At 46.2% G+C, this 22,171-nt stretch carries 20 protein-coding genes; 15 read left to right on the forward strand and 5 right to left on the reverse strand.

Annotated elements, in window-relative coordinates; translation table 11 throughout:
* The first annotated feature begins 25 nt into the window (after positions 1-25).
* The 4 genes from AWU77_RS16065 to AWU77_RS16080 are packed head-to-tail and all read left to right on the forward strand — an operon-like array spanning position 26 to position 5,729.
* Positions 26-805, forward strand: a complete 780-nt coding sequence (locus tag AWU77_RS16065) for a prepilin-type N-terminal cleavage/methylation domain-containing protein (protein WP_238582490.1) — start codon at positions 26-28, stop codon at positions 803-805.
* A complete protein-coding gene (locus AWU77_RS16070) occupies positions 795-1,301 on the forward strand; it encodes a hypothetical protein (protein WP_062065508.1) in 507 nt (168 codons plus the stop codon). Before AWU77_RS16065 ends, AWU77_RS16070 begins: the two co-directional genes overlap by 11 nt.
* On the forward strand, positions 1,302-5,294 hold the full coding sequence (locus AWU77_RS16075) for a DUF6701 domain-containing protein (protein WP_062065511.1): 3,993 nt from the start codon (positions 1,302-1,304) through the stop codon (positions 5,292-5,294).
* 24 nt (positions 5,295-5,318) lie between these two features.
* Entirely contained in the window at positions 5,319-5,729 is a 411-nt protein-coding gene (locus AWU77_RS16080; RefSeq protein WP_062065515.1) for a DUF2721 domain-containing protein, read from the forward strand.
* Between the two features lie 58 nt (positions 5,730-5,787).
* On the opposite strand, the gene AWU77_RS16085 is transcribed toward AWU77_RS16080, so the two are convergent.
* On the reverse strand, positions 5,788-6,321 hold the full coding sequence (locus tag AWU77_RS16085) for a glycine cleavage system protein R (RefSeq protein WP_062065518.1): 534 nt from the start codon (positions 6,319-6,321) through the stop codon (positions 5,788-5,790).
* Positions 6,322-6,454: 133 nt separating this feature from the next.
* Between AWU77_RS16085 and AWU77_RS16090 the strand changes: the two genes are divergently transcribed.
* Positions 6,455-6,694, forward strand: a complete 240-nt coding sequence (locus AWU77_RS16090) for a YheU family protein (RefSeq protein WP_062065521.1) — start codon at positions 6,455-6,457, stop codon at positions 6,692-6,694.
* A 24-nt stretch (positions 6,695-6,718) separates the two neighbouring features.
* The gene (rlmM, locus tag AWU77_RS16095) at positions 6,719-7,771 is read left to right on the forward strand and encodes a 23S rRNA (cytidine(2498)-2'-O)-methyltransferase RlmM (RefSeq protein WP_062065522.1); all 1,053 of its coding nucleotides are present in this window, start codon (positions 6,719-6,721) and stop codon (positions 7,769-7,771) included.
* A 28-nt stretch (positions 7,772-7,799) separates the two neighbouring features.
* Here the strand turns inward: rlmM and AWU77_RS16100 are convergent, their stop codons facing one another.
* On the reverse strand, positions 7,800-8,174 hold the full coding sequence (locus AWU77_RS16100; RefSeq protein WP_062065524.1) for a hypothetical protein: 375 nt from the start codon (positions 8,172-8,174) through the stop codon (positions 7,800-7,802).
* 135 nt (positions 8,175-8,309) lie between these two features.
* On the opposite strand from AWU77_RS16100, the gene tusA reads away from it, so the two are divergent.
* Positions 8,310-8,543, forward strand: a complete 234-nt coding sequence (gene tusA, locus AWU77_RS16105; RefSeq protein WP_062065526.1) for a sulfurtransferase TusA — start codon at positions 8,310-8,312, stop codon at positions 8,541-8,543.
* 101 nt (positions 8,544-8,644) lie between these two features.
* On the opposite strand, the gene AWU77_RS16110 is transcribed toward tusA, so the two are convergent.
* Complete coding sequence (locus tag AWU77_RS16110; RefSeq protein ID WP_062065528.1) at positions 8,645-9,346, reverse strand: hypothetical protein; 702 nt, start codon at positions 9,344-9,346, stop codon at positions 8,645-8,647.
* A 240-nt stretch (positions 9,347-9,586) separates the two neighbouring features.
* Between AWU77_RS16110 and AWU77_RS16115 the strand changes: the two genes are divergently transcribed.
* From AWU77_RS16115 to AWU77_RS16125, 3 genes are read left to right on the forward strand one after another with little or no spacing between them, the layout of a single operon-like run.
* Positions 9,587-10,702: a 4-phosphoerythronate dehydrogenase gene (locus AWU77_RS16115; RefSeq protein WP_238582492.1), complete on the forward strand. Its 1,116-nt coding sequence runs from the start codon at positions 9,587-9,589 to the stop codon at positions 10,700-10,702.
* Positions 10,695-11,834: an ATP-NAD kinase family protein gene (locus tag AWU77_RS16120; RefSeq protein ID WP_062065532.1), complete on the forward strand. Its 1,140-nt coding sequence runs from the start codon at positions 10,695-10,697 to the stop codon at positions 11,832-11,834. Before AWU77_RS16115 ends, AWU77_RS16120 begins: the two co-directional genes overlap by 8 nt.
* A complete protein-coding gene (locus AWU77_RS16125; protein WP_062065534.1) occupies positions 11,834-12,763 on the forward strand; it encodes a class I SAM-dependent methyltransferase in 930 nt (309 codons plus the stop codon). The genes AWU77_RS16120 and AWU77_RS16125 overlap by 1 nt, the downstream gene beginning before the upstream one ends.
* Positions 12,764-12,819: 56 nt before the next feature.
* Here the strand turns inward: AWU77_RS16125 and AWU77_RS16130 are convergent, their stop codons facing one another.
* A complete protein-coding gene (locus AWU77_RS16130; RefSeq protein ID WP_062065535.1) occupies positions 12,820-14,034 on the reverse strand; it encodes a pyridoxal phosphate-dependent aminotransferase in 1,215 nt (404 codons plus the stop codon).
* A gap of 96 nt (positions 14,035-14,130) precedes the next feature.
* Here AWU77_RS16130 and msrB point away from each other — a divergent pair, with 96 nt between their 5' ends.
* The 4 genes from msrB (at position 14,131) to AWU77_RS16150 (ending at position 19,736) form a co-directional block, all read left to right on the forward strand.
* Positions 14,131-14,532: a peptide-methionine (R)-S-oxide reductase MsrB gene (gene msrB / locus AWU77_RS16135; RefSeq protein ID WP_062065537.1), complete on the forward strand. Its 402-nt coding sequence runs from the start codon at positions 14,131-14,133 to the stop codon at positions 14,530-14,532.
* A gap of 235 nt (positions 14,533-14,767) precedes the next feature.
* Positions 14,768-15,895 (forward strand): efflux RND transporter periplasmic adaptor subunit, encoded by a 1,128-nt coding sequence (locus AWU77_RS16140; RefSeq protein WP_238582495.1) that lies wholly within the window; start codon positions 14,768-14,770, stop codon positions 15,893-15,895.
* Between the two features lie 12 nt (positions 15,896-15,907).
* Positions 15,908-19,027 (forward strand): efflux RND transporter permease subunit, encoded by a 3,120-nt coding sequence (locus AWU77_RS16145; protein WP_062065540.1) that lies wholly within the window; start codon positions 15,908-15,910, stop codon positions 19,025-19,027.
* Entirely contained in the window at positions 19,020-19,736 is a 717-nt protein-coding gene (locus tag AWU77_RS16150) for a LamG domain-containing protein (protein WP_062065543.1), read from the forward strand. Before AWU77_RS16145 ends, AWU77_RS16150 begins: the two co-directional genes overlap by 8 nt.
* Before the next feature lie 123 nt (positions 19,737-19,859).
* Here the strand turns inward: AWU77_RS16150 and AWU77_RS16155 are convergent, their stop codons facing one another.
* Positions 19,860-21,587 carry a proline--tRNA ligase gene (locus tag AWU77_RS16155; RefSeq protein ID WP_062065547.1) on the reverse strand — a complete coding sequence of 576 codons (1,728 nt, stop codon included), beginning with the start codon at positions 21,585-21,587 and terminating at the stop codon, positions 19,860-19,862.
* A gap of 152 nt (positions 21,588-21,739) precedes the next feature.
* On the opposite strand from AWU77_RS16155, the gene AWU77_RS16160 reads away from it, so the two are divergent.
* Positions 21,740-22,162, forward strand: coding sequence for an HIT domain-containing protein (locus AWU77_RS16160; RefSeq protein WP_062065550.1), 423 nt, complete (start codon positions 21,740-21,742; stop codon positions 22,160-22,162).
* The last annotated feature ends 9 nt before the right edge of the window (positions 22,163-22,171 follow it).

The raw sequence follows: 22,171 nt of genomic DNA on the forward strand, positions 1-22,171 counted from the left end.
CTTGATGCGGCGACAAAAAGGAATTGTGGTTGCAAATCGGGACGAATCAGCTGGGTTTACGCTGATAGAGCTCATCGCTGTGATTGTGATTCTTTCCATTCTCGCCACTATAGGCACAGGCTTTGTTGTAAAAACAATGGAGTCATATCAACGCACACAAACCCGCGCTCTAATAGTCAATACATCACGCCAAGCGTTGGAGCGCATGACACGTCAACTACGCATTGCGTTACCTTATTCTGTGCGTATTACCAATACCGGTAGTTGTGTTGAATTTATGCCGATTGCCGCAGGAGGAAATTATTTTTCCCCTGTGCCTGATGCCAAAAATTCTGCAGTCGCCACTGCAACCATTGATGCGTCACCGGTTGTTGTCGATTTTGGTACGCCTCGCTACGTTAGTATTGGCGCTATGAGCTCAGATGAAATTTATGGCGCAAGTCCTGCCTCCCGCGCTAATTATGCGAGCGGAAATCTAGTTCTGACGACAGCTAAAACGTGGCAGCGAAACTCTATTAATAAACGTTATTATCTGCTTGATAATCCACAGGCTTTTTGTGTGGTGGGCGATGAGCTGCGCTTTTATGATGGTATCGATGTGACGGCTGCAAATGTAGATCTGGCGGGCGGATTTAGCATAGTTGCACGCAATGTAGCTGTTGAAAATCCAGCTAGCCCACAACCGTTTTCATTGCAGATGGGCAGTGAGAACCGTAACACCAGAATTAATATCACGCTGAAGTTTTCCAATGCGGGTGAATCAATTGTGTATAGCCAGGGAGTATTGATTCGCAATGTTCCTTAAATCCTTTAAAAAAAATACAAACCAACGCCAACAAGGGTTCTTATTGCCGTTGGCGTTATTTATTTTGATTGTGATGGGTGTGCTTGCATTGACGATATCGCGCACCGCAACACAAACGCAAAATTCCGGCATTCAGGAATTTACTAACATTCAAGCCTTTTATGCCGCAGAGAGCGGTGCTCAGCGTGGAATGCAGGCTTTGTTTTTAGCGAATGCAACACGGCAAGCAACAGATTCAGCTTGTGCGGCTATGGCTATTAATAATAACTTTGCAGGTGTGAATGGTTTAAAAATTTGTACTGTGGTGGTGGGGTGTAGCTGCCTTTATCAAAACGGCAGTGCTTGCACACCTGGGGCAGCGGCTAATTACCTGCCGAACTCCGCAGTAGGTGTGACAAAAAGTTTTTACACGATCAACAGTGAAGGGGCATGCGGGCAGGATCATTTTCGTGCTAATCGCCGCATTCAAGTTGGCGCCTATCGGGAGCAAGAATAAATGTTGCGATCATTTTATTTTTGCCAGAAAAAATTGTGGTGGTCTGAGTTGCTGTTGCTGGTGTTGTTCACCACAGCTGGAGCTGCTCGCGCGGCAACCTATAATTTGAGTGCAGGTACATACCCGCCTTGTAATACTAGCTGGAGTGTTTCTGGCTCTACTTATACCTGCAACGGAAATGGCCGTGTGACCTTGGCTGCCGGGGATATTATTACATCCAGTGGTAATGCCACGATTTTAGCAAATAATGGTTTTTCCCTTGCTGGGAATACAATAGGAAGCCCTAGTGTCAACATTAATTTAACTTCAAGCTACGGAACCATCACTGCTACTGGCACTAACACAATTTATGGAAATTTGGATGGTGGTAGTGGCGTGATTACACTGACTGGCACTACGGTAAATGGCACAGTCACTTCTACGGGTAATATTAATTTAACCGGCGGCGCCATAAGTGGTTTAGTCACTAGCTCTAGTAACACCATTACTACTAATGGCACCAATTTAAGCGGTGGCGCCACAGCGCGGTCCGGAATGTCTATTACTGGTGGAACGATAGCTGGAAATTTTGTAATGACCTCGAATAATGCTGCGACATTTTCGGGTGTCACTATGACCAGTGGTAGTATTTCTGGTGCAAGTACAGTAACGATTGATAATGGCAGTGCACTTGGCTCTGGTTCCAATTCAATTTCTATTAGCAGTAATAGCGGGGCAATTACCGTTAATAACTCTACCGTGTACGGCAGTTTAAGTGCACCCAATTACTCTACCGTTAATGTCACCAATGGTGGCAATGTGTATGGTACATGTTCGCCAAATTCTACCCCTGCAAATGCGTGTGGTGCGGCTCCACTTCCTCCATCCCCCATGAACTGTTCTGCAGGTGTAACCAGCGGTATTACTGGCATTTATTACAATAATAGAACCTTGACTGAGCCAGCTTCGGCAGAGCGCTCAGACGCACCAATTGATTTTAATTGGGGCACCGGAGCGCCTGGTGCAAGTGGAATTAATGCCGATAATTTTTCTATTCGATGGAATGGTTATGTGCGTGTGACCCAGACTGGTGCGTATCAATTTCGCACAATTTCAGATGATGGGGTGCGGTTATACATTAATGACACGCTAATTATTAATCATTGGAATGATCACTCAGCAGCAACGGATACAAGTTCAGATATTAATTTGGTCGCCGGAAACACCTACAAAATTCGCTTGGAATATTACGAAAACGGTGGAAATGCGGTCATACGTTTGCGTTGGTTGTTGCCAGGAGCGAGTAGCTTTACTGCTATTCCCGGTGGGCCTTTGCCAACTATGGGGGCCGGTTTATACGAGTGTACGCCAGTAGCTAGCCCTCCTGTCTCCTCCTGCGCAACTACGTTAACAGCAGGAATTACGGGAGATTATTTTAATAATCAAACCTTGACTTCGCCGGTTACTGGTCGGCGCTCCGATGGGCCAATTGATTTTGATTGGGGAACGGGCGCTCCAGGAGTTGTAGGTGTAGGCAGCAACAATTTTTCGGTGAGGTGGGACGGTTATGTGCATGTTACTCAATCCGGTGTGCATCGTTTCCAAACCAATTCTGATGATGGTGTGCGTTTAACAGTTAATGGTGTTTTGTTGATTGATCAATGGAATGACCACGCAGTTACCACGCACACCTCTGCGGCAGTTAATTTGGAAGCGGGAAAAACCTATCCGATTAAATTGGAGTTTTATGAAAATGGAAGTTTTGCGGTTGCTCAATTGCTTTGGCAAACGCCCAGTAGCGCTTCTTATGTCGCAATTCCCCGCGGGACAGGTTCATCGCCCATTTCGGCCGCGGGGCTTTATGAGTGCGTAACGCCACCGTCATCTTATTCAATTACGCATAACCCAACCGGTATTACGTGCGCTGCAGAGTCGGTCACTATTACTGCATTAAATGCATCGGGTAGTGCGTATAACCCTCCAGCGGGTACAGTTGTTACCCTTAGTACCACCCCAGCAACCGGTGTATGGCTGGGCGGGAATCCCTTTACTTTTACTGGCGGGGAATCAAGCTTTACTCGATATTTACAACAGACAACACCTGGAACTTTAACCATTAAGGCGGAAAGTGCTACAGCGTCAAACACATCAACAATTGAGTTTGTGAATACAGTATTGCGAATTGCACAAAATTCGGCGTTAGATAATATACCTACACAAATAGCGGGAGTGAATGGTAGTGCGATTGCAAAAGTTATTAGCACTAATCCAAAAACTGGTGTGTGTGAAGCGAGGGTTGCCTCAAAAACCCTGCCGGTTGATTTGGGTTTTAGCTGCAATAATCCAACAACTTGTGTCAGCCTCCAGACGCTAATGGTAAATGGTGTTGCCATTGCGGCAAATAATAATGGTGCAGCAGTAAGCTATAACAGTGTGAATCTTGCTTTTAATGCAAGTGGCGAAGCACCTATGGCTATTAATTATTCTGATGTAGGCCAAGTCACATTATATGGGCGATTAAAAATTACAGCTTCAGGTAATGATCCTGAACTTACCTTGTCTGCGAACAGTAATCCTTTTGTTGTTAAACCTTATACCTTGGCTGTTACCAGTGCGGCACAGGCTGCAGCGCCTTTTAAAACAAATCCGGGCGGAACCAGTAATCCAACACAGGGTTTTATCCCTGCCGGTGAAAAGTTTACTGTGAATGTTCAGGCGCGAAATGCGCTGGGTAATCCAACGCCTAATTTTGGTAATGAAGTTCTTGTAGGTGGTCTATCGGCTGAACGCAATAAAATTCAATTGTTAATGGGCTGCCCCGAAAGAAATACAAGTTCAGGTGCAAGTTGTGTTATCAGGCGGCCAGATTACCCGCTGGGTGCTGTGGCGGGTAACTTGGTCATCGGGGAGGATAATAACTCAGATGGCATTACTGACCCTTATGGCGCGTTGGCAGCCGGTGCAATTATTCCGGGGGTGTGGAATGAAGTGGGAAGCTTCAAGCTTGAACCTAATCTATCTGGCACAGGATATTTAGGGCAGGGCAATGTGAGTGTGATAACGCCGAGCGGAATTCTTGGGCGTTTTTATCCGAGCCATTTCACCTTGATAAGCTCAGCGCTTGCGAATAGTTGCGGTTCATTTTCTTATATGCAACAACCACTAACGTTAAGCTATGCGATAGAAGCTAGGGGGATAGCTAATAACAAGTTAGCTAATTACATACCCGCCTATGGGACTGTGCCGACGATCAGTTATGTGGCAGAAAATGCTAATTCGGGTATTAACCTGTCGCGATTCACCGCTGGTGTAGCGCCTAGTTTGTCTGCTGGCGAGCTATCGCTAAATTTATCGCCTGCAAGTTTTAGTCGGCTTTTGCCAAACTATGTTCCAGATGGCCCATTCGAAAGTGTGCAAGTTGGTCTGCAATTAAGTGATACGTTTGATAATCGCAGCCTGCAAAATTTAAATATGAATGCATCTACAACAGGTATCTGTAGTGGTGCGAGTTGTAATGCAATAACGCTTGGTTCAACCTTAAATTTACGTTATGGGCGCCTTCGTCTTGATGATGCCTTCGGTCCGGAAACTGCCAATCTTCCAGTCAATTTTTCTACAGAGTATTGGGTAGGAAGCTTTTTCGTTCCAAATCAAAATGATAGTTGTACCAAAATTTTACGCAGTGTAATCAATTATCCAGCCGGCAGTATATTTACTCCTGCCAATTTAACTGTTTCGTTGAGTGGTGGAAGCACCACAGGCTCCTACGCAACAATGAATGCGACAGAGGTAAGTTTCACCAGTGGTAATGCGCAACATTTTTTCACGGCGCCTAGTGGTGGTGGGCAAGGGTCTTTTAATGTAAATGTGGATTTAACTAGCTACCCTTGGTTACGCTTTGATTGGAATCAGGATGGTAATTATTCAGATGTCAGCTTACCTACGGCACGTTTTGGTTTTGGTAGTTATCGCGGTCACGATCGCATAATTTACTGGCGCGAACGCTTTAATTAACAATACAACACAAAGAAGATAGTTATGGAAATGACCATTACCACTCCAAGTTTATTGTTTCCAGCTATTTCATTGTTGATGCTGGCATACACCAATCGCTTTGTTACCTTAGCCAATGTCATTCGCCAGTTGAGCAATCTGGATAATGCGCCATCTAAAGATTTAGTGATTCGTCAAATTGAAAATCTGCGCACACGTATGACGGTTATTCGTTTTATGCAGGCTTTTGGTGTTTTGTCTTTTGTATTTTGCACTCTCTCAATGTTTTCATTGTTGCTGGCATTTCAGGTTGCGGGGATGTATTTGTTTGCGGTCAGCTTGATTCTATTGGTCGTCTCACTGCTGTGCTCATTTTATGAAGTCAATATATCGACAACAGCAATCAATATTGAATTGGAAAAGTTTGATGCGGAACTAAAAAAGCTGAAGCATTAATGGAGATGGGAGAAGAACAAGAGCCATATTTTTGGCTCTTGTTTTAATCGGTTCAAGGCTAATTATGTCTCTCGGTGGATGATTCCAGGCGAATATCGACTGCCAATTCATCGGCAATTTTATCCAAATAGTCATAGAGTTCATTCATATCGACCGATTTGGGCACTTCAATGATCCCTGTCGCTTCAAACAGGGGCTCTCCTGACCAAGGCATACTTGAACACGCCGTTTCCAGCTCGCCCATGTTAATATGGCGGGCGGCAAAGGCTTGGGCAATCTCCCGTACAATGCCGGGGCGGTCATTGCCTACCACGCTAAAGCTAAATTCGCGGCAGTCTTGCTTAGTGGTATTGGACGCATTTTCAATGACGATTTTAAAACCTTTGTCAGTTAGTCCGTTTAAGGCAGTGCGCAAATCGCTGTGGTGAGTATCCGCTACTGCGACCTGAAGGATTCCAGCAAATTTCCCTGCAAGGTGCGCCATGCGGCTTTCCAGCCAGTTGCCATGGTGATCGGTGATAGTTTGTGCAAGTTGTTCAACAACACCGGGGCGATCATCGCAGAGAACAGTTAAAACCAGTTGTGTATTCACGGTGATTCCTTATTGTTTAAGTAACGTATTTAGATAGGTTTGATAGGTGAAGATTACTCCGCTTGTCGCTGCTGAACAAGTCGGGTGTTGTTCAATTGCAATCCCTTCATTAGATAAATAGAAAGAGTGATAGATGATTATTCCTTATGAACAATTGTCGAGCGATGCATTGCAGGGATTGATAGAGGAGTTTATTACGCGCGAGGGAACTGATTATGGTATTGAAGAGATATCGCTCAGTACAAAAGTGGAGCAAATTAAACAACAGCTAAAACGCCGCGACATTGTAGTGGTATTTGATACGGCTACTGAAACAGTCAGTATTTTGTCGCGCCGCGATGCCCAATTGCTGGAGCAAGATTCAGCAACCTAATTATCATTTGAAAAAGAGAAAGCTGTGAATCATTTATTTTTACATTGTCGGGCTGGTTTTGAAAAAGAATGTGCGGCAGAAATTACCGATCTGGCGGGTGAACTAAGTATTTATGGTTACAGTAAAACCAAAGATAACAGTGCCTATGTTGTTTTTATCACCCAGGAGCCGAATGGCGCAGATTTAATTACCAAACAGCTGCGTTTTACCAAGCTTATTTTTGCGCGCCAATGGTTTGTATGTGCCGGTTTGATAGACGATCTGCCGGTGACTGATCGTGTAACACCATTGCTGGCTGCCGCTGAGGCTTTGCCGCGCACCAGTGAGCTGGTGATTGAAACGGTGGATACCAATGAAGGCAAAGAGCTTTCCGGGTTAAGTAAAAAATTTACCGCTCCATTTGAAAAGGCATTAAAGGCGAATAAATTATTTCAGCCGAGTAGTCACATGCGGCTGCATTTGATTTTCATCTCGGGGACTCAGGCTTATCTAGGAGTGATTCCAGCTTACAACTCATCTCCTTGGCCAATGGGTATTGCGCGCTTACGATTACCCAAAGAAGCGCCGAGTCGAGCAACTTTAAAATTGGAAGAGGCTTGGCATCACTTTATCCCTGCAGAAGATTGGGATACACGCTTAGCCTCTGGTATGCGCGCGGTTGATCTTGGTGCAGCACCCGGTGGGTGGACCTGGCAATTAGTGCAGCGTGGCATGTATGTAGAAGCAGTTGATAATGGCCCTATGGACAAAGAATTATTAGAGACGGGGCAGGTTTTGCATATTCTGACCGATGGTTTTTTATACGAACCGAAAAAGCCAGTACATTGGTTGGTGTGCGATATTGTTGATAAGCCCGCGCGCGTAACCAGTATGGTCATTAGTTGGTTTACTAAAGCAAATTGTCGCGAAGCGATTTTTAATTTGAAATTGCCGATGAAGCAGCGCTACATGGAAGTGAAAAAATGCGAAGAGCGTATTCGCACAGCCTTGGAAAAGGCAGGTTTTAAAGTGGAAATTCAATTTAAGCAGTTGTATCACGATAGAGAAGAAGTGACCGGCCATCTGCGTGTGTATTGATGACTGATTGAGCGGCGGGGTCGAATGATTAGTGATAGGAAGTTCGATCGTTTTGGTCTGCAGTAGTATGTGCTAAAACCCATTCGGTGAGTTGCACCCAGTCTTCAATCAGTGTGCGCATCAAAGTCATATGGCTGGGGGGGAGGTCGTGTTGTTTTAATGCCTCTTCGCCTATGTCGGTTAATACAGATACAATTTTCCCTATGACGTGCGCTTTGAGTGAGCTTAACACCTCAGTATTAAGTAACATTTCGCCGGTATAAGCAGACTGCAAATCTTCATAAGGTACAGGCATAGTATTATCTAACGTGTGTTTAACGGCGTTTGCCAGCAATGGGTGATTGTTGCGTAGCAGGCGAAATGTTAGCTCTAAAGCCTGGCGGCTAAAAAAATCGGTTGGCATATAATCGCTTATTAGTTTCCGAGACATCGAACAGGGTTCCCCGGTGGTTAAGTCTTGTCCTGGATGTTTTTCCGTTGACCTAATGATAGCAATCACTTGGCTATTTGCCGAAAAGTTGATAGACGATTTAAAACTATGAATGACACAATTGATAAAAGTTTGGATGCTTCGGGCTTGCTTTGCCCTGAGCCAGTGATGATGTTGCATAAAGTGATGCGCGAGGCGACAAGCGGCAATCTTGTTGAGGTGATTGCAACTGATCCATCGACACTGCGCGACATTCCCAAGTTTTGTTTATTTCTTGGGCATGAATTAATTTCTCAAAAAGAAACTGATACACAGTATTTTTTTTATATCCGTAAAAAGTAGTTTTTAACAAGAGTTAAAAACTACTACCGAGATTTGGGATATTTTTTGTAATTAAAAAACGCCGCGTTTGCGGCGTTATTTTTATGCGGTAGGAATAAAAATTAATCTATGCCATCGACCAACATCGAAATCGCAGCCATCGCTTCCGGATCTTCTGCTTTGATCTTGTTGGCAATCTGGTGTTGGAAGAAGTAACGGAAATGTTCACTACCTTGAGCTTCGTACAAAGAGTCATCGCCCGGTAAGACTGGTGTGCTGACAACTTTAGCAGGGTCGCTGATCATGGCGTAAACACTACCATCAAAATGTAAACTCCAACTAACAACTTCTACCAGTGACAAGTTCTTGCTGTCTGGTACTGCCAACACGGCATGGGTGCCGATGGTGTCGGGCAATTCTTGAATCACATCATCGCCACTGTCACACTGAATTTCGTAATACTCTGCGGCAGTCTCCAGCTCAATGATTTTGTGCATCGGCGCTTCAAAAAAAAGTTCGTCAATGCCCGGGTCGTAATAACCTTCCCAGTGGCCGTTTAACGGGTCACATAAGTCGGGGCAGGGGACAATGTCATTGAGCCATGGCACCAAGCCGACAACTTCGCCGTTAGCGCGTAGACCCCAGCAAAGGATTTTGAGGCTATAGAGTTTTTCGGAGCTGGTATCGTTGGAGTAGAGCATTTCCAACCCGTCCAATTCAGGAGCAAGACGGATGAAGCGCTCATCGTGAAGGGCTGAATAGGTTTTCCTGGAGAAGAGGTCGACCACGTTATCCATGTTGTGGCCAGTGTCTGAGATCTTCATAATACCACCCCCTAAAGTGAGGCAGATCCCGATCTAGTAGATCAGGCGCCGAACGATGGTTTTAACGTCACCATCACTACATAAAGTATATGCTAAATCCCTAAAGCACAACTGCTATGGGGACTTTTTTTATTACTTGGATTTATCTTGCGGCAAGTTTTGTTGCTGAATGAATCTAATGTACCCATTTTCAAGTGTAAGCGAGCGATTATGAGAATAGTGGCGGATGAGAATATCCCAATGGTTAATGCATTTTTTGGCCATTTGGGTGAGGTAGTATGCATGTCAGGCCGCAATATGACCGCAGCAGATGTGCGCGATGCGGATGCGCTGATTATTCGTTCGGTTACCAAGGTGAATTCTGCGCTTCTGGCAGGGAGCAAGGTTAAGTTTGTAGGTACTTGCACGATTGGTGTTGATCATTTGGATCAAACCTTTTTAGATGCCAATAAAATTGAGTGGTCGAGCGCCCCAGGTTGTAATGCTAACTCCGTTGTTGAGTTCGTGTATGCGGCACTTTGTCATTTGGATATCAATTGGCTGCCGTTAAAATTCGGCATTATCGGTTGCGGTAATGTGGGTGGCTTGCTCTACAAACGGTTAAAAGCGCAGGGTGTTGATGTGCGCTGCTACGACCCCAACCTAACACCTGCACGGAATCCGGACCTCACCAGCCTCGCAGAAGTGCTTGCATGTGATGTGATCAGTATGCATACCCCTTTAGTTACCACTGGGGCACACCCTAGCTTTCATTTGCTAGGGCGCGATGAATTGCAGCAGTTAAAAAACGGCACAGTGTTAATCAATTGTGGACGCGGGCCGGTTATTAATAATCAGGCGTTGTTAGATGTTTTGAGCGAGCGCAAGGATTTACGAGTGGTGCTGGATGTATGGGAACCTGAGCCGGATATATCGTTAGAACTGTTGGATAAAGTGCTGCTCGGTAGTCCGCATATTGCCGGGTACAGTTACGATGGCAAATTAAACGGTACTGAGATGATTTATCGCTCTCTCTGTCGTTATCTTGATAAAAAACCACAATCTTCTCTTGAACAATTGGTGCCGCCGCTGGCAAACAATCAATTGCGTATTGATGGCATTGAACAGCCCACCACAATTTTTAATATCGCCAAAAACTTAATTAAGCAGATTTACGATATCGCTGCGGACGACCTGCGTTTACGCACGCTAGCGGCACAAGCGCTTGCAGGCGAAGTGGTTTTTGGTGAAGGATTTGATGGCTTGCGTAAGCATTATCCGGTTCGACGCGAATTTCACAATTATCAAGTTCACTTGGAAAATATCAGCTATGCCGATAAGCAGTGGCTGCAAGTATTAGGATTTAACTGTGTTTAAACTTGGCTTAATTATTAACCCCTATGCAGGTTTAGGTGGCAGTGTAGGTTTAAAAGGTTCGGATGGCGATGAGATTCGTTCAGAGGCAATTGCCCGCGGTGCGGAGCCGCGTGCGCAACAGCGTATGGAGCGTGCGTTACAGGTGATTGCCAATTTTCGCGAACAAGTAGAGATATTTTGTTTTGCGGGCGATATGGGCGAAACCTGTGCTAATGCTGCGGGTTTTAGCGTACACATTATAGGTGCTGCGCAACAGCAGCCTAGCAGTGCGCAAGATACTTGCGCCGCTGCAACTGCGCTTGCGCAACAAGGAGTGGATCTCATTTTGTTTGCCGGTGGCGATGGCACTGCACGTTTAATTGCCGATGTGGTGAGTACATCGCAACCAGTATTGGGTGTTCCTTGTGGGGTAAAAATGCACTCCGGTGTTTACGCCAATGCGCCGGAAGCAGCAGGTGAAATTCTCAAACAATTATTAAACGGCACCTTGGTGAATATTGTAGAGCGCGATGTAAAAGATATAGATGAGGATGCGTTTCGCAATGGCCAGGTGCGGGCGCGTTTTTACGGTACTTTGTTGGTGCCAGAAGACTCGCAGTTTTTGCAACAAGTTAAAAATGCGGGCACCGAACGCGATGAGTTGGCGCAATTAGATGTTACGCAAGAGATGATAGAACAATTGCAGTCCGATACCTTGTATTTGGTGGGGCCAGGCTCAACGACACATCTCTTTTTACATGAGCTCGGTTTGGACGGTAGTCTGTTGGGGGTTGATTTACTATTGAATAACGAATTGATCGCAACTGATGTAAGTGCAGCGCAAATTACTGCGCAGTTGGATCAGTTTTCCGGCGCAGCAAAAATGATTATTACGGCAATTGGCGGGCAGGGGCATATTCTGGGACGCGGCAATCAGCAATTTACTCCTCCAATTTTGCGTCGTATCGGCAAAGACAACATTCATATTATTGCGGCGCGCGGAAAAATTCTTGCACTGAATGGCCGCCCACTATTGGTGGATACCAATGATGCAGAATTGGATATAGCGTTTGGTGGCTATCGCCCGGTTATTACCGGTTATCGCGAAACCATTATGTATCCCGTAGGTTATTCCGCAGAGGGCGATCATTAATGCAAATTATTATTGAACGCCTTGCCCTGCTCGCTGAAAAAACACACTCTCAAACTGCAATCGATAGTTATCGTGTGTTTCATGGGCGTGGCCGTACTTTTCCTGGGTTGGAATTTATTACGGTGGATTTTTTTCAGCCCGCAATACTCATCACCTTATTTTTTGCACCACCAGAGCAATGGCTAGATGAGCTACTCATTAATATCACCCCACTGTTTGATGCTGAAACTACGGTGTTAGTGGTGCAGCGACGCTATTTGCCCAGTGCGCCGAGTGAAGTTGTATTCGGAAATTTACCTGATACAGTTTTCGCGCGTCGGGGCAATTTGCTGTTTAATTTACATTTGGCGCAACAACAAAACTCTGGCTATTTTTTAGATATGGAGCCGGGCCGGGAGTGGATTGAGCAGCATGCGGCAGGTAAACGTGTGCTGAATCTTTTTGCGTATACCTGTGCATTTTCGGTGGTCGCTGTTGCGGCGGGTGCAGAGAAAGTAGTTAATGTGGATATGAGTAGCGCCGCATTAAATCTGGGGCGAGAAAATCACCAACTGAATAATCTTGCCAAAAATAAAAGTGAATATGTTGCCGAAAACATCCTCAAGTCCTGGGCGAGAGTTAAGAAGCCAGGCCCCTATGATATGGTAATTATTGATCCGCCTTCGTACCAAAAAGGCAGTTTTATCGCAGAAAAAGATTACGCAAAAGTCATTCGCCGGTTGCCAGAGTTAATGCCTGCTGGTGGCTTGGTATTGGCTTGTTTAAATGCACCGGAATTGAGTGAAGGGTTTTTAAAGCAGCAATTTATCGAGCAGTGCCCGCAGGCAACTTTTATCGAGCGTGTAAAACCCCATGCTGATTTTCCGGATGTAGATTCGGAGCAGCAATTAAAGCTCTTGGTTTATCAGGTAGCTGCCAGTTTATCTTGAACGTAAAAAAAACCAGCGCCAGGCTGGTTTTTTTTGCGTTGGAAGATGACAAAAAATTATTGTGAGTAGCGCGATAAAAAGTTGCCAAAACGTTGAATGGCTTTGGTTAAATCATCTTCGCGCGGCAAAAATACGATGCGGAAGTGATCGCGGTTTGGCCAGTTAAACGCGGTGCCTTGTACCAACAGTACTTTTTCTTGCAGCAAAAAATCCAAAATCATTTGCTGGTCGTCTTTGATTTTGTACATGTTCAAATCTAGCTTAGGGAACAAGTACAAAGCGCCTTTGGGTTTTACGCAGGTGAGGCCGGGAATATCTGCCATGGCTTTTAGCGCAGCGTCACGTTGTTCACGCAAACGGCCGCCGGGGATGATCAACTCCCCAATACTTTGGTAACCACCCAACGCAGTTTGCACAGCGTACATGGCCGGTACGTTAGCGCACAGGCGCATGGATGAGAGCATCTCCAAGCCTTCGATATAATTGCGTGCACGGTGTTTTGCGCCGCTAATCACCATCCAGCCGGAGCGGAAACCCGCAAGGCGATAAGCTTTGGATAGACCATTAAAGCTGACACAAAGAACGTCTTGCGCCAATTTTCCCATGGGGATAAATTCGGCGTCGTCATACAGGATTTTGCTGTAAATTTCGTCGGCAAAAATAATCAGGTTATTGCGTCTGGCAAGCTCAACAATCGCTTCCAGTAGTTCTTGACTGTATACGGCACCGGTTGGATTGTTGGGGTTGATTACCACTATGCCGCGGGTGCGGTCGGTAATTTTGCTTTCAATATCGGCGAGATCGGGAAACCAATCGGCTTGTTCATCGCATAAGTAGTGGCGTGCTTTGCCACCCGCAAGGTTTACGGCAGCCGTCCAGAGCGGATAATCAGGCGCCGGTACTAATACTTCGTCGCCATTATTCAACAGAGCTTGCATAGCCATGACGATGAGTTCGCTGGCGCCATTGCCGAGAAAAATATCTTCAATATCCACACCAGGAATTTGCAGGCGCTGGCATTCGTGCATGATTGCTTTGCGTGCGGCAAACAAACCTTTGGAGGCGGTGTAACCTTCGGCATTCACCAGGTTGTGAATAACGTCCTGAATGATTTCATCTGGCGCAGAAAAGCCAAATGGGGCAGGGTTGCCAATGTTCAGCTTGAGGATTCTATGGCCTTCTTCTTCGAGGCGGTTGGCGTGCTCCAGTACTGGGCCGCGTATGTCGTAACAGACTCCATTGAGTTTGTCGGATTTCTTAATCGGGTTCATTTGCAGTAAGATGCCTTGGATGCGGTCGTGCGTGATTGCGGTTGAAAAACACTCGAATAATCGACCTTAACTAGTTGATCTGTCAAGGAAATCCTTATGGCTGATAACGAAAAATTTAATGAAAATGACTGGCGTGAAAAACTGACACCAGAGCAATACCGGATTTGTCGCGAAAAGGGCACCGAGCGCCCCTTTACCGGCGAGTATTGGAATGAGTTCAACGCGGGTGATTATCGCTGTCGCTGCTGTGGCGAACTTTTATTTGATGCGGATACAAAATTCGATGCTGGTTGTGGCTGGCCCAGCTTCTATGCACCGGTGAGTAAAACCGCAATCCGCGAATATTTGGATACCAGTCATCATATGATGCGCACGGAGGTGGTTTGCCGCAAATGTGAATGCCATCTGGGCCATGTGTTCACCGATGGTCCTCAGCCTACCGGGTTGCGTTACTGCATTAACTCTGCGTCGATTCTCTTTTCTCCCGAGAACAAATAAACCTGAATTGCTTAACCGCGCCCTTATCGGGCGTGGAAATTTTTGCACAATTGAACCTAAAGGTTTGATTTTGTAAACAAATGTTAAACTTGTAAGTTCCCGTCTTCGGCCTATTATCCTTTGCTTGTATTGATGCGTATGTCAGTAGCTCTTAGTTAGCTATGGCAGTGCATTTTCTTGTATCGCCGAAAAACTACTCAAATGATGGCGATATTTTAATCCTGGGGAGACCATTATGAATCTGTTCTTAGCTATAGCGGCGCGCCAATCCAATCGTGCGCGCTATGCGTTGTTTTTTTGCGTTTTTATGTTCTCGACGGTTGGCAACGCACAGCCACCTGCCGATAAGCCAGTTGATGTGATTGTGCAAACCGCCAGCAATATGAATTTGAGCACCACGATTGAGGCGCTAGGAACGCTGCGTGCGAATGAATCTATCACCCTGACATCTAACGAAACAAAAAAAATTACACGCATTAATTTTGATGATGGACAGCGCGTACAAAAAGGGCAGGTATTAGTTGAAATGACCAGCCGCGAAGAGTCCGCATTATTAGCCGAGGCGCAGTTCAATGCCGATGAGGCAAAGAAGCAGCTTGATCGTGTTGCTCTGTTGGCTAAACGCGGCGCCGCTTCTGAATCCCTGCTTGATCAGCGCGTGCGCGAATATGAGGCTGCTCGTGCGCGCTACAATGCGACTGAGTCGCGCTTGAAAGATCTAATTTTATTGGCGCCATTTTCCGGTGTTATGGGGTTGCGCGAAGTCAGCGTTGGCGCGCTTGTATCACCCGGCAGTGTAATCACAACATTAAATGACGATACAAAAATGAAATTGGATTTCACCGTGCCTGCTATTTATCTGCGTAACTTATCGACAGGTTTGGCTATCGTAGCAAAAAGCCGCGATTTAGGCGGCAAGGAATTCCACGGTAAAGTGGTTAGTATTGATAACCAAATTGATCCGGTGACGCGCTCTATTAGAGTTCGCGCATTGCTCGATAATCCTCAGCATGAATTGCGGCAAGGTATGTTAATGCTGGTTGACCTACAGGCCGCGGCGCGCGATGCAGTTGTCATTTCAGAGGCCGCATTGGTCCCGCTGGGCAGTAATAATTTTGTGTTTGTGGTGAATAGAAAGGGTGCAGAATCAGTTGTAGAGCGGCGTCAAATTACCATAGGTGAGCGGCTCGAAGGCGCGGTAGAAGTATTAAAAGGTTTGTCGGTAGGCGATCAGTTAGTTACCCATGGTTTGCAAAAAATTCGCCCAGGGCAAAAAGTAAAAATTTTAGCGGTAGAGGCTCCGGTAGCAGAACAAAGCGAATCGACCCACTTGTCCGATCTCATCCAACAAAACAAGAACTGAGGGTAAATCATCATGATGCTCTCAGATATTTCGATTAAACGGCCGGTATTTGCATCGGTTATTTCTATTTTATTAATTGCATTTGGTGTGGTGGCCTTTGATCGCCTGACTTTACGCGAGTACCCCAATATTGATCCTCCGGTCGTGTCGATCAAAACAAGCTACCCAGGCGCTGCGGCAAATATTGTAGAGACGCGCATCACCAAAGTTATTGAAGATCGTATCTCCGGTGTAGAGGGGATTCGCTATATAGAGTCATCGAGTGAAAATGGTGCATCCAATATAGTTGTGCAGTTTGATACTGGGCACGATATGGATGCGGCAGCCAATGATATTCGCGACCGCGTTTCGCGTGCTCTGGGAAATTTGCCGGATGAGGCAGATCCGCCGGAAGTACAAAAAGTCAGTTCTGATGAAGATGTCATTCTCTGGTTTAATTTTGCCGGGGAAAATATGACCATGCCGGAATTGTCCGATTATGCGCAACGTTATTTAGTGGATCGCTTTTCGGTTATCGACGGTGTGGCTCGTGTGCGTATCGGCGGGGAGCAGCGGTATGCCATGCGCGTGTGGTTGGATCGACGTGAGTTGGCCGCACGTAATCTCACCGTGAATGATGTAGAAAGTGCACTGCGTGCCGAAAATATTGAATTACCGGCGGGTAGTATTGAATCACTAGAACGCCAATTTACCGTACGTATGGCGCGCTCTTATCGCACTGTAGATCAATTTAGTCAGCTAGTGGTAAAGCGTGGTAAGGATGGCCATTTAATTCGTTTGGGTGATGTGGCAAAAGTAGAAAAAGGTACGGAAGAAGATCGCAACTTATTTCGTGGTAATGGTGTGACACAAGTGGGTATAGGAATTGTCAAACAATCGACCGCTAATACCATTGATGTCGCGCGCGGGGTTAAACAAGAGCGCGATAAAATCAACGCAACCTTGCCGAAGGGAATGAGTATCGAGGACAGCTACGACAGTTCAATTTTTGTTGAGCGTGCGATTCATGAAGTGTATATCACCTTAAGTATTGCCATTGCATTAGTGGTGTTGGTGATTTATCTCTTTCTCGGCAGTGCGCGTGCTATGTTAGTTCCTGCCGTTGCGGTGCCTGTTTCAATTATTGCGACCTTTACGGTGTTAGCGGTGATGGGTTTTTCGGTTAACATGTTGACGCTGCTGGCCTTGGTATTGGCGATAGGATTGGTGGTCGATGATGCTATTGTGGTGTTGGAAAATATAGTCCGGCACATAGAAGAAAAAGGTAAGTCCCCTTTATTAGCAGCATTTGATGGCACCCGTGAAGTGGGTTTTGCAGTTATTGCGACAACTCTGGTGTTAATTGCGATTTTTGTTCCCATCGTTTTTTTGAAAGGTGACGTGGGGCGTTTATTTTCCGAATTTGCCATCACTATGGCGGCAGCTGTTGGCTTTTCATCGTTAATTGCTTTAACGCTTTCACCTATGCTTGCCTCCAAAGTATTGAAGCGCAACGACAGTAAAAACAATTTTGTAGAAAAAATTAACCAATGGATGCTTCGTTTACGTTTGCGCTATCAGCGTGCGATTCGCGCTTGTTTAGCGCGCGCAAAATTAGCAGTTGTGAGTTTCGCGTTGGTGCTACTGGGGACGTTTTTTCTAGCGCAGTTAATACCGTCGGAATACGCACCGCGTGAAGATCGGGGTACTTTTTTTGTAATGGTTAATGGCCCGGAAGGTGCCAGTTATGCCTACATGGAAGAGTACATGACCGAGATTGAAAACCGGATGTTGAAGTACGTGGACTCGGGTGAAATTACCCGCTTGATGGTGCGTGCACCGCGTTCATTTGGCGCGATTGAGAGTTTCAACTCAGGCATGATTATCGCGGTAATGAATGATTGGAGCTTGCGCCGTAGTGCCTTTGTGGTAATGGATGAGATTCGCCAGAAACTGTCGGATTTGCCCGGTGTAACCGCAGCACCGGTAATGCGGCAGGGCTTCGGTTCCCAGGCGCAAAAGCCAGTGCAATTTGTGCTGGGCGGTGGAACCTATCAGGAGTTAGCGCAATGGCGCGATATTTTGTTGGAAAAACTCGAGCAAAATAATCCTGGACTGGTGGGCATTGATTGGGATTACAAAGAAACCAAGCCGCAAGTTGAAGTGGTCATTGATACTAATCGCGCGGCCGATTTAGGCGTAAGCGTGAACAATATTGGTCGCACATTGGAAGCTATGTTGGGATCGCGCCGTGCTACAACTTATATTGATGATGGTGAAGAGTACGATGTCATCTTACAGGGCGTGCGCGATGAGCAGCGCACTACCACTAGTTTGCAAAATATGTATGTGCGTTCTGAACATTCAGGTGAATTAATTCCGCTTGCCAATTTGGTGACGCTGAAAGAAGTTGCTGATGCGAGTAAATTAAATCGTTACAACCGTATGCGCTCTTTAACCATTGAGGCAAATCTGTCTGACAATCTTGCACTTGGTGATGCACTTAATCATTTAAATGGTCTAGTGCGCGAGCATCTGCCGCCAACGGCGATGGTGGATTACAAAGGGTTGTCGCGCGATTTCCAAACCGCAGGTGGTTCAGTGATGTTTATTTTCTTGCTGGGAATTTTAATCACCTTTTTGGTTTTGGCTGCGCAATTTGAAAGCTATGTGCACCCCTTTGTGATTATGTTAACCGTGCCGCTGGCTATATTGGGTGGTATGTTGGGGCTGTATGTTACCGGTAGCAGTTTTAATCTTTACTCTCAAATCGGGTTGATTATGTTGATTGGTTTGGCAGCAAAAAATGGCATTTTGATTGTGGAGTTTGCCAACCAATTGCGCGACCGAGGGGTGGAGTTTACTGAGGCTTTGCTTGAGGCATCGTCAGCGCGTTTGCGCCCCATCTTAATGACCAGTCTCACTGCAGTTGCCGGCGCATTACCTTTGGTTATTTCCTCGGGTGCGGGTTCCGAAACTCGTTTTGTCATTGGTGTGGTGGTGATGTCCGGGGTTTTGGTGGCTACTTTCCTTACATTATTTTTAGTACCTGTCGCCTATAGTCTATTGGCCCGTAATACTGGGTCACCCGGAGATGTGGAGCGTAAATTGTTGCAAGAACAGGCGCGTTATACAGGGGTTGATGATGAGTAAATTAATGCACTGGCCAACCAGAAAAAGAAACCGGATTGCTGCTGTGGTTGCGACGCTATTATTGGCAGCCTGTGGTTCGCAGCAATTGAAACCGAGTGAGAGCTTGGTGTGGGAGGTGAATTCTCTGGACGCGATTGGCGGGAAGCGCACGCTAATGCAAGGAAACCCAACGCTTGTTGATAGTCAGTCGGGGAAAGTGGTTAGTTTTGATGGTGAAGGTGATCGTTTATTGGTTGATGCGAATCCTTTAGGTGATGCCACGGAATTTACTATCGAGATTATTTTTAAACCTGCTGATGCTTATCCAAATAACTTGGAGCCGCGCTTTTTTCATGTTGAATCACCGGATAATCCCAATCGCCGTGTGACCATCGAGTTGCGGTTGAACGATAAAAAGCAGTGGTATTTGGATGCCTATATTAAATCGGAGCTATCGCAATTCACCTTAATTGATTCGGCCAAAGTACATTCTGTTGGCAAGTGGGCACATGCGGCAGTTACTTATAGAAATCGCGAATTTGTTTCTTACGTAAATGGTCAAAAAGAGTTGGCTGGCCAGGTAGACTATTTACCGATTGCAGCCAATGGCCAAACCTCAATTGGTGCGCGGATGAATGAAGTACATTGGTTTAACGGGGAAATTGCCAAGGTTCGCATTAGCAAAAGAGTATTAGCCCCAGAAGAGTTTTTACCACTGGATAGTTTGTAATAGTAGGATTGCAAGTTAATTAAAAACGAGAAAATTGAGCGGGCTGTAAATGCTTGCGGGAAAATGTGAAAAAGCGATTGCAGCTTAAAAAATATTGCGCTGCAATCGCTAATCAATAGATAGCTATATTTTGATGCGGGTCTGCAAAAAGCTCAGTACGTCAGCGGCGGCAATTTCTTGTTTTTCTGCATCGCGGCGACCCTTGTATTCGATCGTGCCAGCTTCCAAACCGCGATCACCAATCACAATGCGATGGGGGATGCCCATCAAATCGGTATCGGCGAGCATAGTACCGAGACGCGCTTTGTCTTCATCCATCAGCAACACATCGAACCCCAGTTCTTGTAGCTGTGCGTAAAGCTCTTCACATTTAGCGGCAACAGCAGGGGATTTCTGCATATTGATCGGTACAATCGCGATGTGGAATGGCGCAATTGAATCGGCCCAGATAATGCCGTTTTCATCAAAGTTTTGCTCGATTGCCGAAGCGACTACGCGTGTAACGCCAATGCCATAACAACCCATAATCATGGTTTGCTCTTTGCCGTTTACATCCAGCACTTTGGCTTTCATAGCTTCAGAATATTTGGTGCCGAGTTGGAAAATATGACCAACTTCGATGCCGCGTTTGATTTCCAATGTGCCATTGCCGCATGGGCTTGGGTCGCCGGTGACTACGTTGCGAATATCGGCAACCAGTGGTGCCGTCGCATCGCGCTCCCAATTCACGCCGGTTAAATGGAATCCATCTTTGTTGGCGCCACAGACAAAATCAGCCAAGTGCGCCGCTGAGTGGTCAACAATGACGGGTATTTTTAAACCAACAGGTCCGATAGAACCAACGCCAACACCAAGTTCTGCTTTGATACGTGCCTCTGGTGCCATGGTCAACGGCGATGCAATACCGGTTAACTTTTCTGCTTTGATTTCATTGAGTTCGTGATCGCCACGCAATACCAATGCTACGAGCGGTTGGGTTTTGTCGTCGCGTATCGCGCCCAAAACGATGAGGGTTTTAACAGTTTGTTGTGGGCTTACTTGCAAAAACTCGCACACTTCATCAATGCTGTGTTTGCCTGGCGTTGCTACTTCTTGCATAACATGTTGCGCTGCAGGGCGCGGCGCGGTAGGTGGCAGAGCCTCGGCCTTCTCAATATTAGCGGCATAGTCGCTGGCGTTACTGAAGGCGATATCGTCTTCGCCGCTGTCCGCCAGTACGTGGAATTCATGGGAGAAAGCGCCGCCGATGGAGCCGGTGTCGGCAAGTACAGGGCGAAATTGCAAACCTAGACGGGTGAAAATATTGCAGTAGGTTGCATGCATGACATCGTAAGTTTCTTGCAAGGATTCGGTGCTGGTGTGGAAGGAGTAGGCATCCTTCATAATAAATTCGCGCGAACGCATTACGCCAAAGCGTGGACGAATTTCATCGCGGAATTTGGTTTGGATTTGATAAAAGTTAGCGGGTAATTGTTTGTAGCTTCTGATCTCGTTGCGGATCAGATCGGTAATGACTTCCTCGTGGGTTGGGCCGAGGCAGAACGGGCGGTCGTGGCGGTCATTCATGCGCAGTAGTTCCGGCCCATATTGCTGCCAGCGACCCGATTCTTCCCACAGTTCAGCAGGTTGCACAACTGGCATTAATACTTCCATTGCGCCGGATTTATTCATTTCTTCGCGCACAATTTTTTCAACTTTGCGCAATACACGTAGCCCCATCGGCAGCCAGTTGTAAAGACCGGAAGCCATTTTGCGGATCATGCCCGCGCGCAGCATCAGTTGATGACTGATAACTTCCGCATCGGAAGGGGTTTCTTTGAGGGTGGCAATTAAAAATCGGCTGGAACGCATAGTGATGACTTCTTGGTAGCTATAATGGGTTTTAAAGGCGCATATTCTACGGCGGTTGGCGATATTGGTATAGCGTCTTGGACGGTTAGGCCCGTATCTTGTCAATATAAGTCAATTCAATAAACACTTGCTCAATTAATAGGATGGCAATCATGTTTGAACTTCACCCGCGCCTCGCGCAGGATTCTATTGTTATCGGCGAATTTGATTTATCTCTGCTGCTGTTAAGTCGGGATGCAAATTTTCCTTGGTGTATTTTGGTGCCCAAGCGCGAGGATGTATTTGAAATCCATCATTTGAGTGAAGAGGAGCAGCTGCAATTGATTCGCGAGTCTTGCCGTTTAGCAGAAGTGATGACCAGTGTATTTGATGCGGACAAGATGAATGTGGCTGCATTGGGTAATGTGGTACGTCAACTTCATGTGCATCATATAGCGCGTTTCACTGATGATCCCGCTTGGCCTCAGCCCATCTGGGGCAAACTACCGGCTAAGGAATATACAACAGCTGAACTTGCTGAGCGTGTTAAGCGCCTGCAAAATGCATTGGTTGGAGAAGGTTTCAAGCTTGTTTAAAGCGTGCGT

It is taken from the genome of Cellvibrio sp. OA-2007 (assembly GCF_000953825.1).
Classification (GTDB): domain Bacteria; phylum Pseudomonadota; class Gammaproteobacteria; order Pseudomonadales; family Cellvibrionaceae; genus Cellvibrio.

Excerpts from the sequence above, each read along its gene's own strand:
- msrB (WP_062065537.1), top strand. The coding sequence starts at position 14,131 with ATGGCTGATAACGAAAAATTTAATGAAAATGACTGGCGTGAAAAACTG.
- AWU77_RS16150 (WP_062065543.1), top strand. The coding sequence starts at position 19,020 with ATGAGTAAATTAATGCACTGGCCAACCAGAAAAAGAAACCGGATTGCT.
- AWU77_RS16075 (WP_062065511.1), top strand. The coding sequence starts at position 1,302 with ATGTTGCGATCATTTTATTTTTGCCAGAAAAAATTGTGGTGGTCTGAG.
- AWU77_RS16155 (WP_062065547.1), bottom strand. The coding sequence starts at position 21,587 with ATGCGTTCCAGCCGATTTTTAATTGCCACCCTCAAAGAAACCCCTTCC.
- AWU77_RS16145 (WP_062065540.1), top strand. The coding sequence starts at position 15,908 with ATGATGCTCTCAGATATTTCGATTAAACGGCCGGTATTTGCATCGGTT.
- AWU77_RS16090 (WP_062065521.1), top strand. The coding sequence starts at position 6,455 with ATGATTATTCCTTATGAACAATTGTCGAGCGATGCATTGCAGGGATTG.
- AWU77_RS16115 (WP_238582492.1), top strand. The coding sequence starts at position 9,587 with ATGGTTAATGCATTTTTTGGCCATTTGGGTGAGGTAGTATGCATGTCA.
- AWU77_RS16110 (WP_062065528.1), bottom strand. The coding sequence starts at position 9,346 with ATGAAGATCTCAGACACTGGCCACAACATGGATAACGTGGTCGACCTC.
- AWU77_RS16140 (WP_238582495.1), top strand. The coding sequence starts at position 14,768 with ATGAATCTGTTCTTAGCTATAGCGGCGCGCCAATCCAATCGTGCGCGC.
- AWU77_RS16080 (WP_062065515.1), top strand. The coding sequence starts at position 5,319 with ATGGAAATGACCATTACCACTCCAAGTTTATTGTTTCCAGCTATTTCA.
- AWU77_RS16100 (WP_062065524.1), bottom strand. The coding sequence starts at position 8,174 with ATGCCAACCGATTTTTTTAGCCGCCAGGCTTTAGAGCTAACATTTCGC.
- tusA (WP_062065526.1), top strand. The coding sequence starts at position 8,310 with ATGAATGACACAATTGATAAAAGTTTGGATGCTTCGGGCTTGCTTTGC.
- AWU77_RS16125 (WP_062065534.1), top strand. The coding sequence starts at position 11,834 with ATGCAAATTATTATTGAACGCCTTGCCCTGCTCGCTGAAAAAACACAC.
- AWU77_RS16130 (WP_062065535.1), bottom strand. The coding sequence starts at position 14,034 with ATGAACCCGATTAAGAAATCCGACAAACTCAATGGAGTCTGTTACGAC.
- AWU77_RS16160 (WP_062065550.1), top strand. The coding sequence starts at position 21,740 with ATGTTTGAACTTCACCCGCGCCTCGCGCAGGATTCTATTGTTATCGGC.
- AWU77_RS16070 (WP_062065508.1), top strand. The coding sequence starts at position 795 with ATGTTCCTTAAATCCTTTAAAAAAAATACAAACCAACGCCAACAAGGG.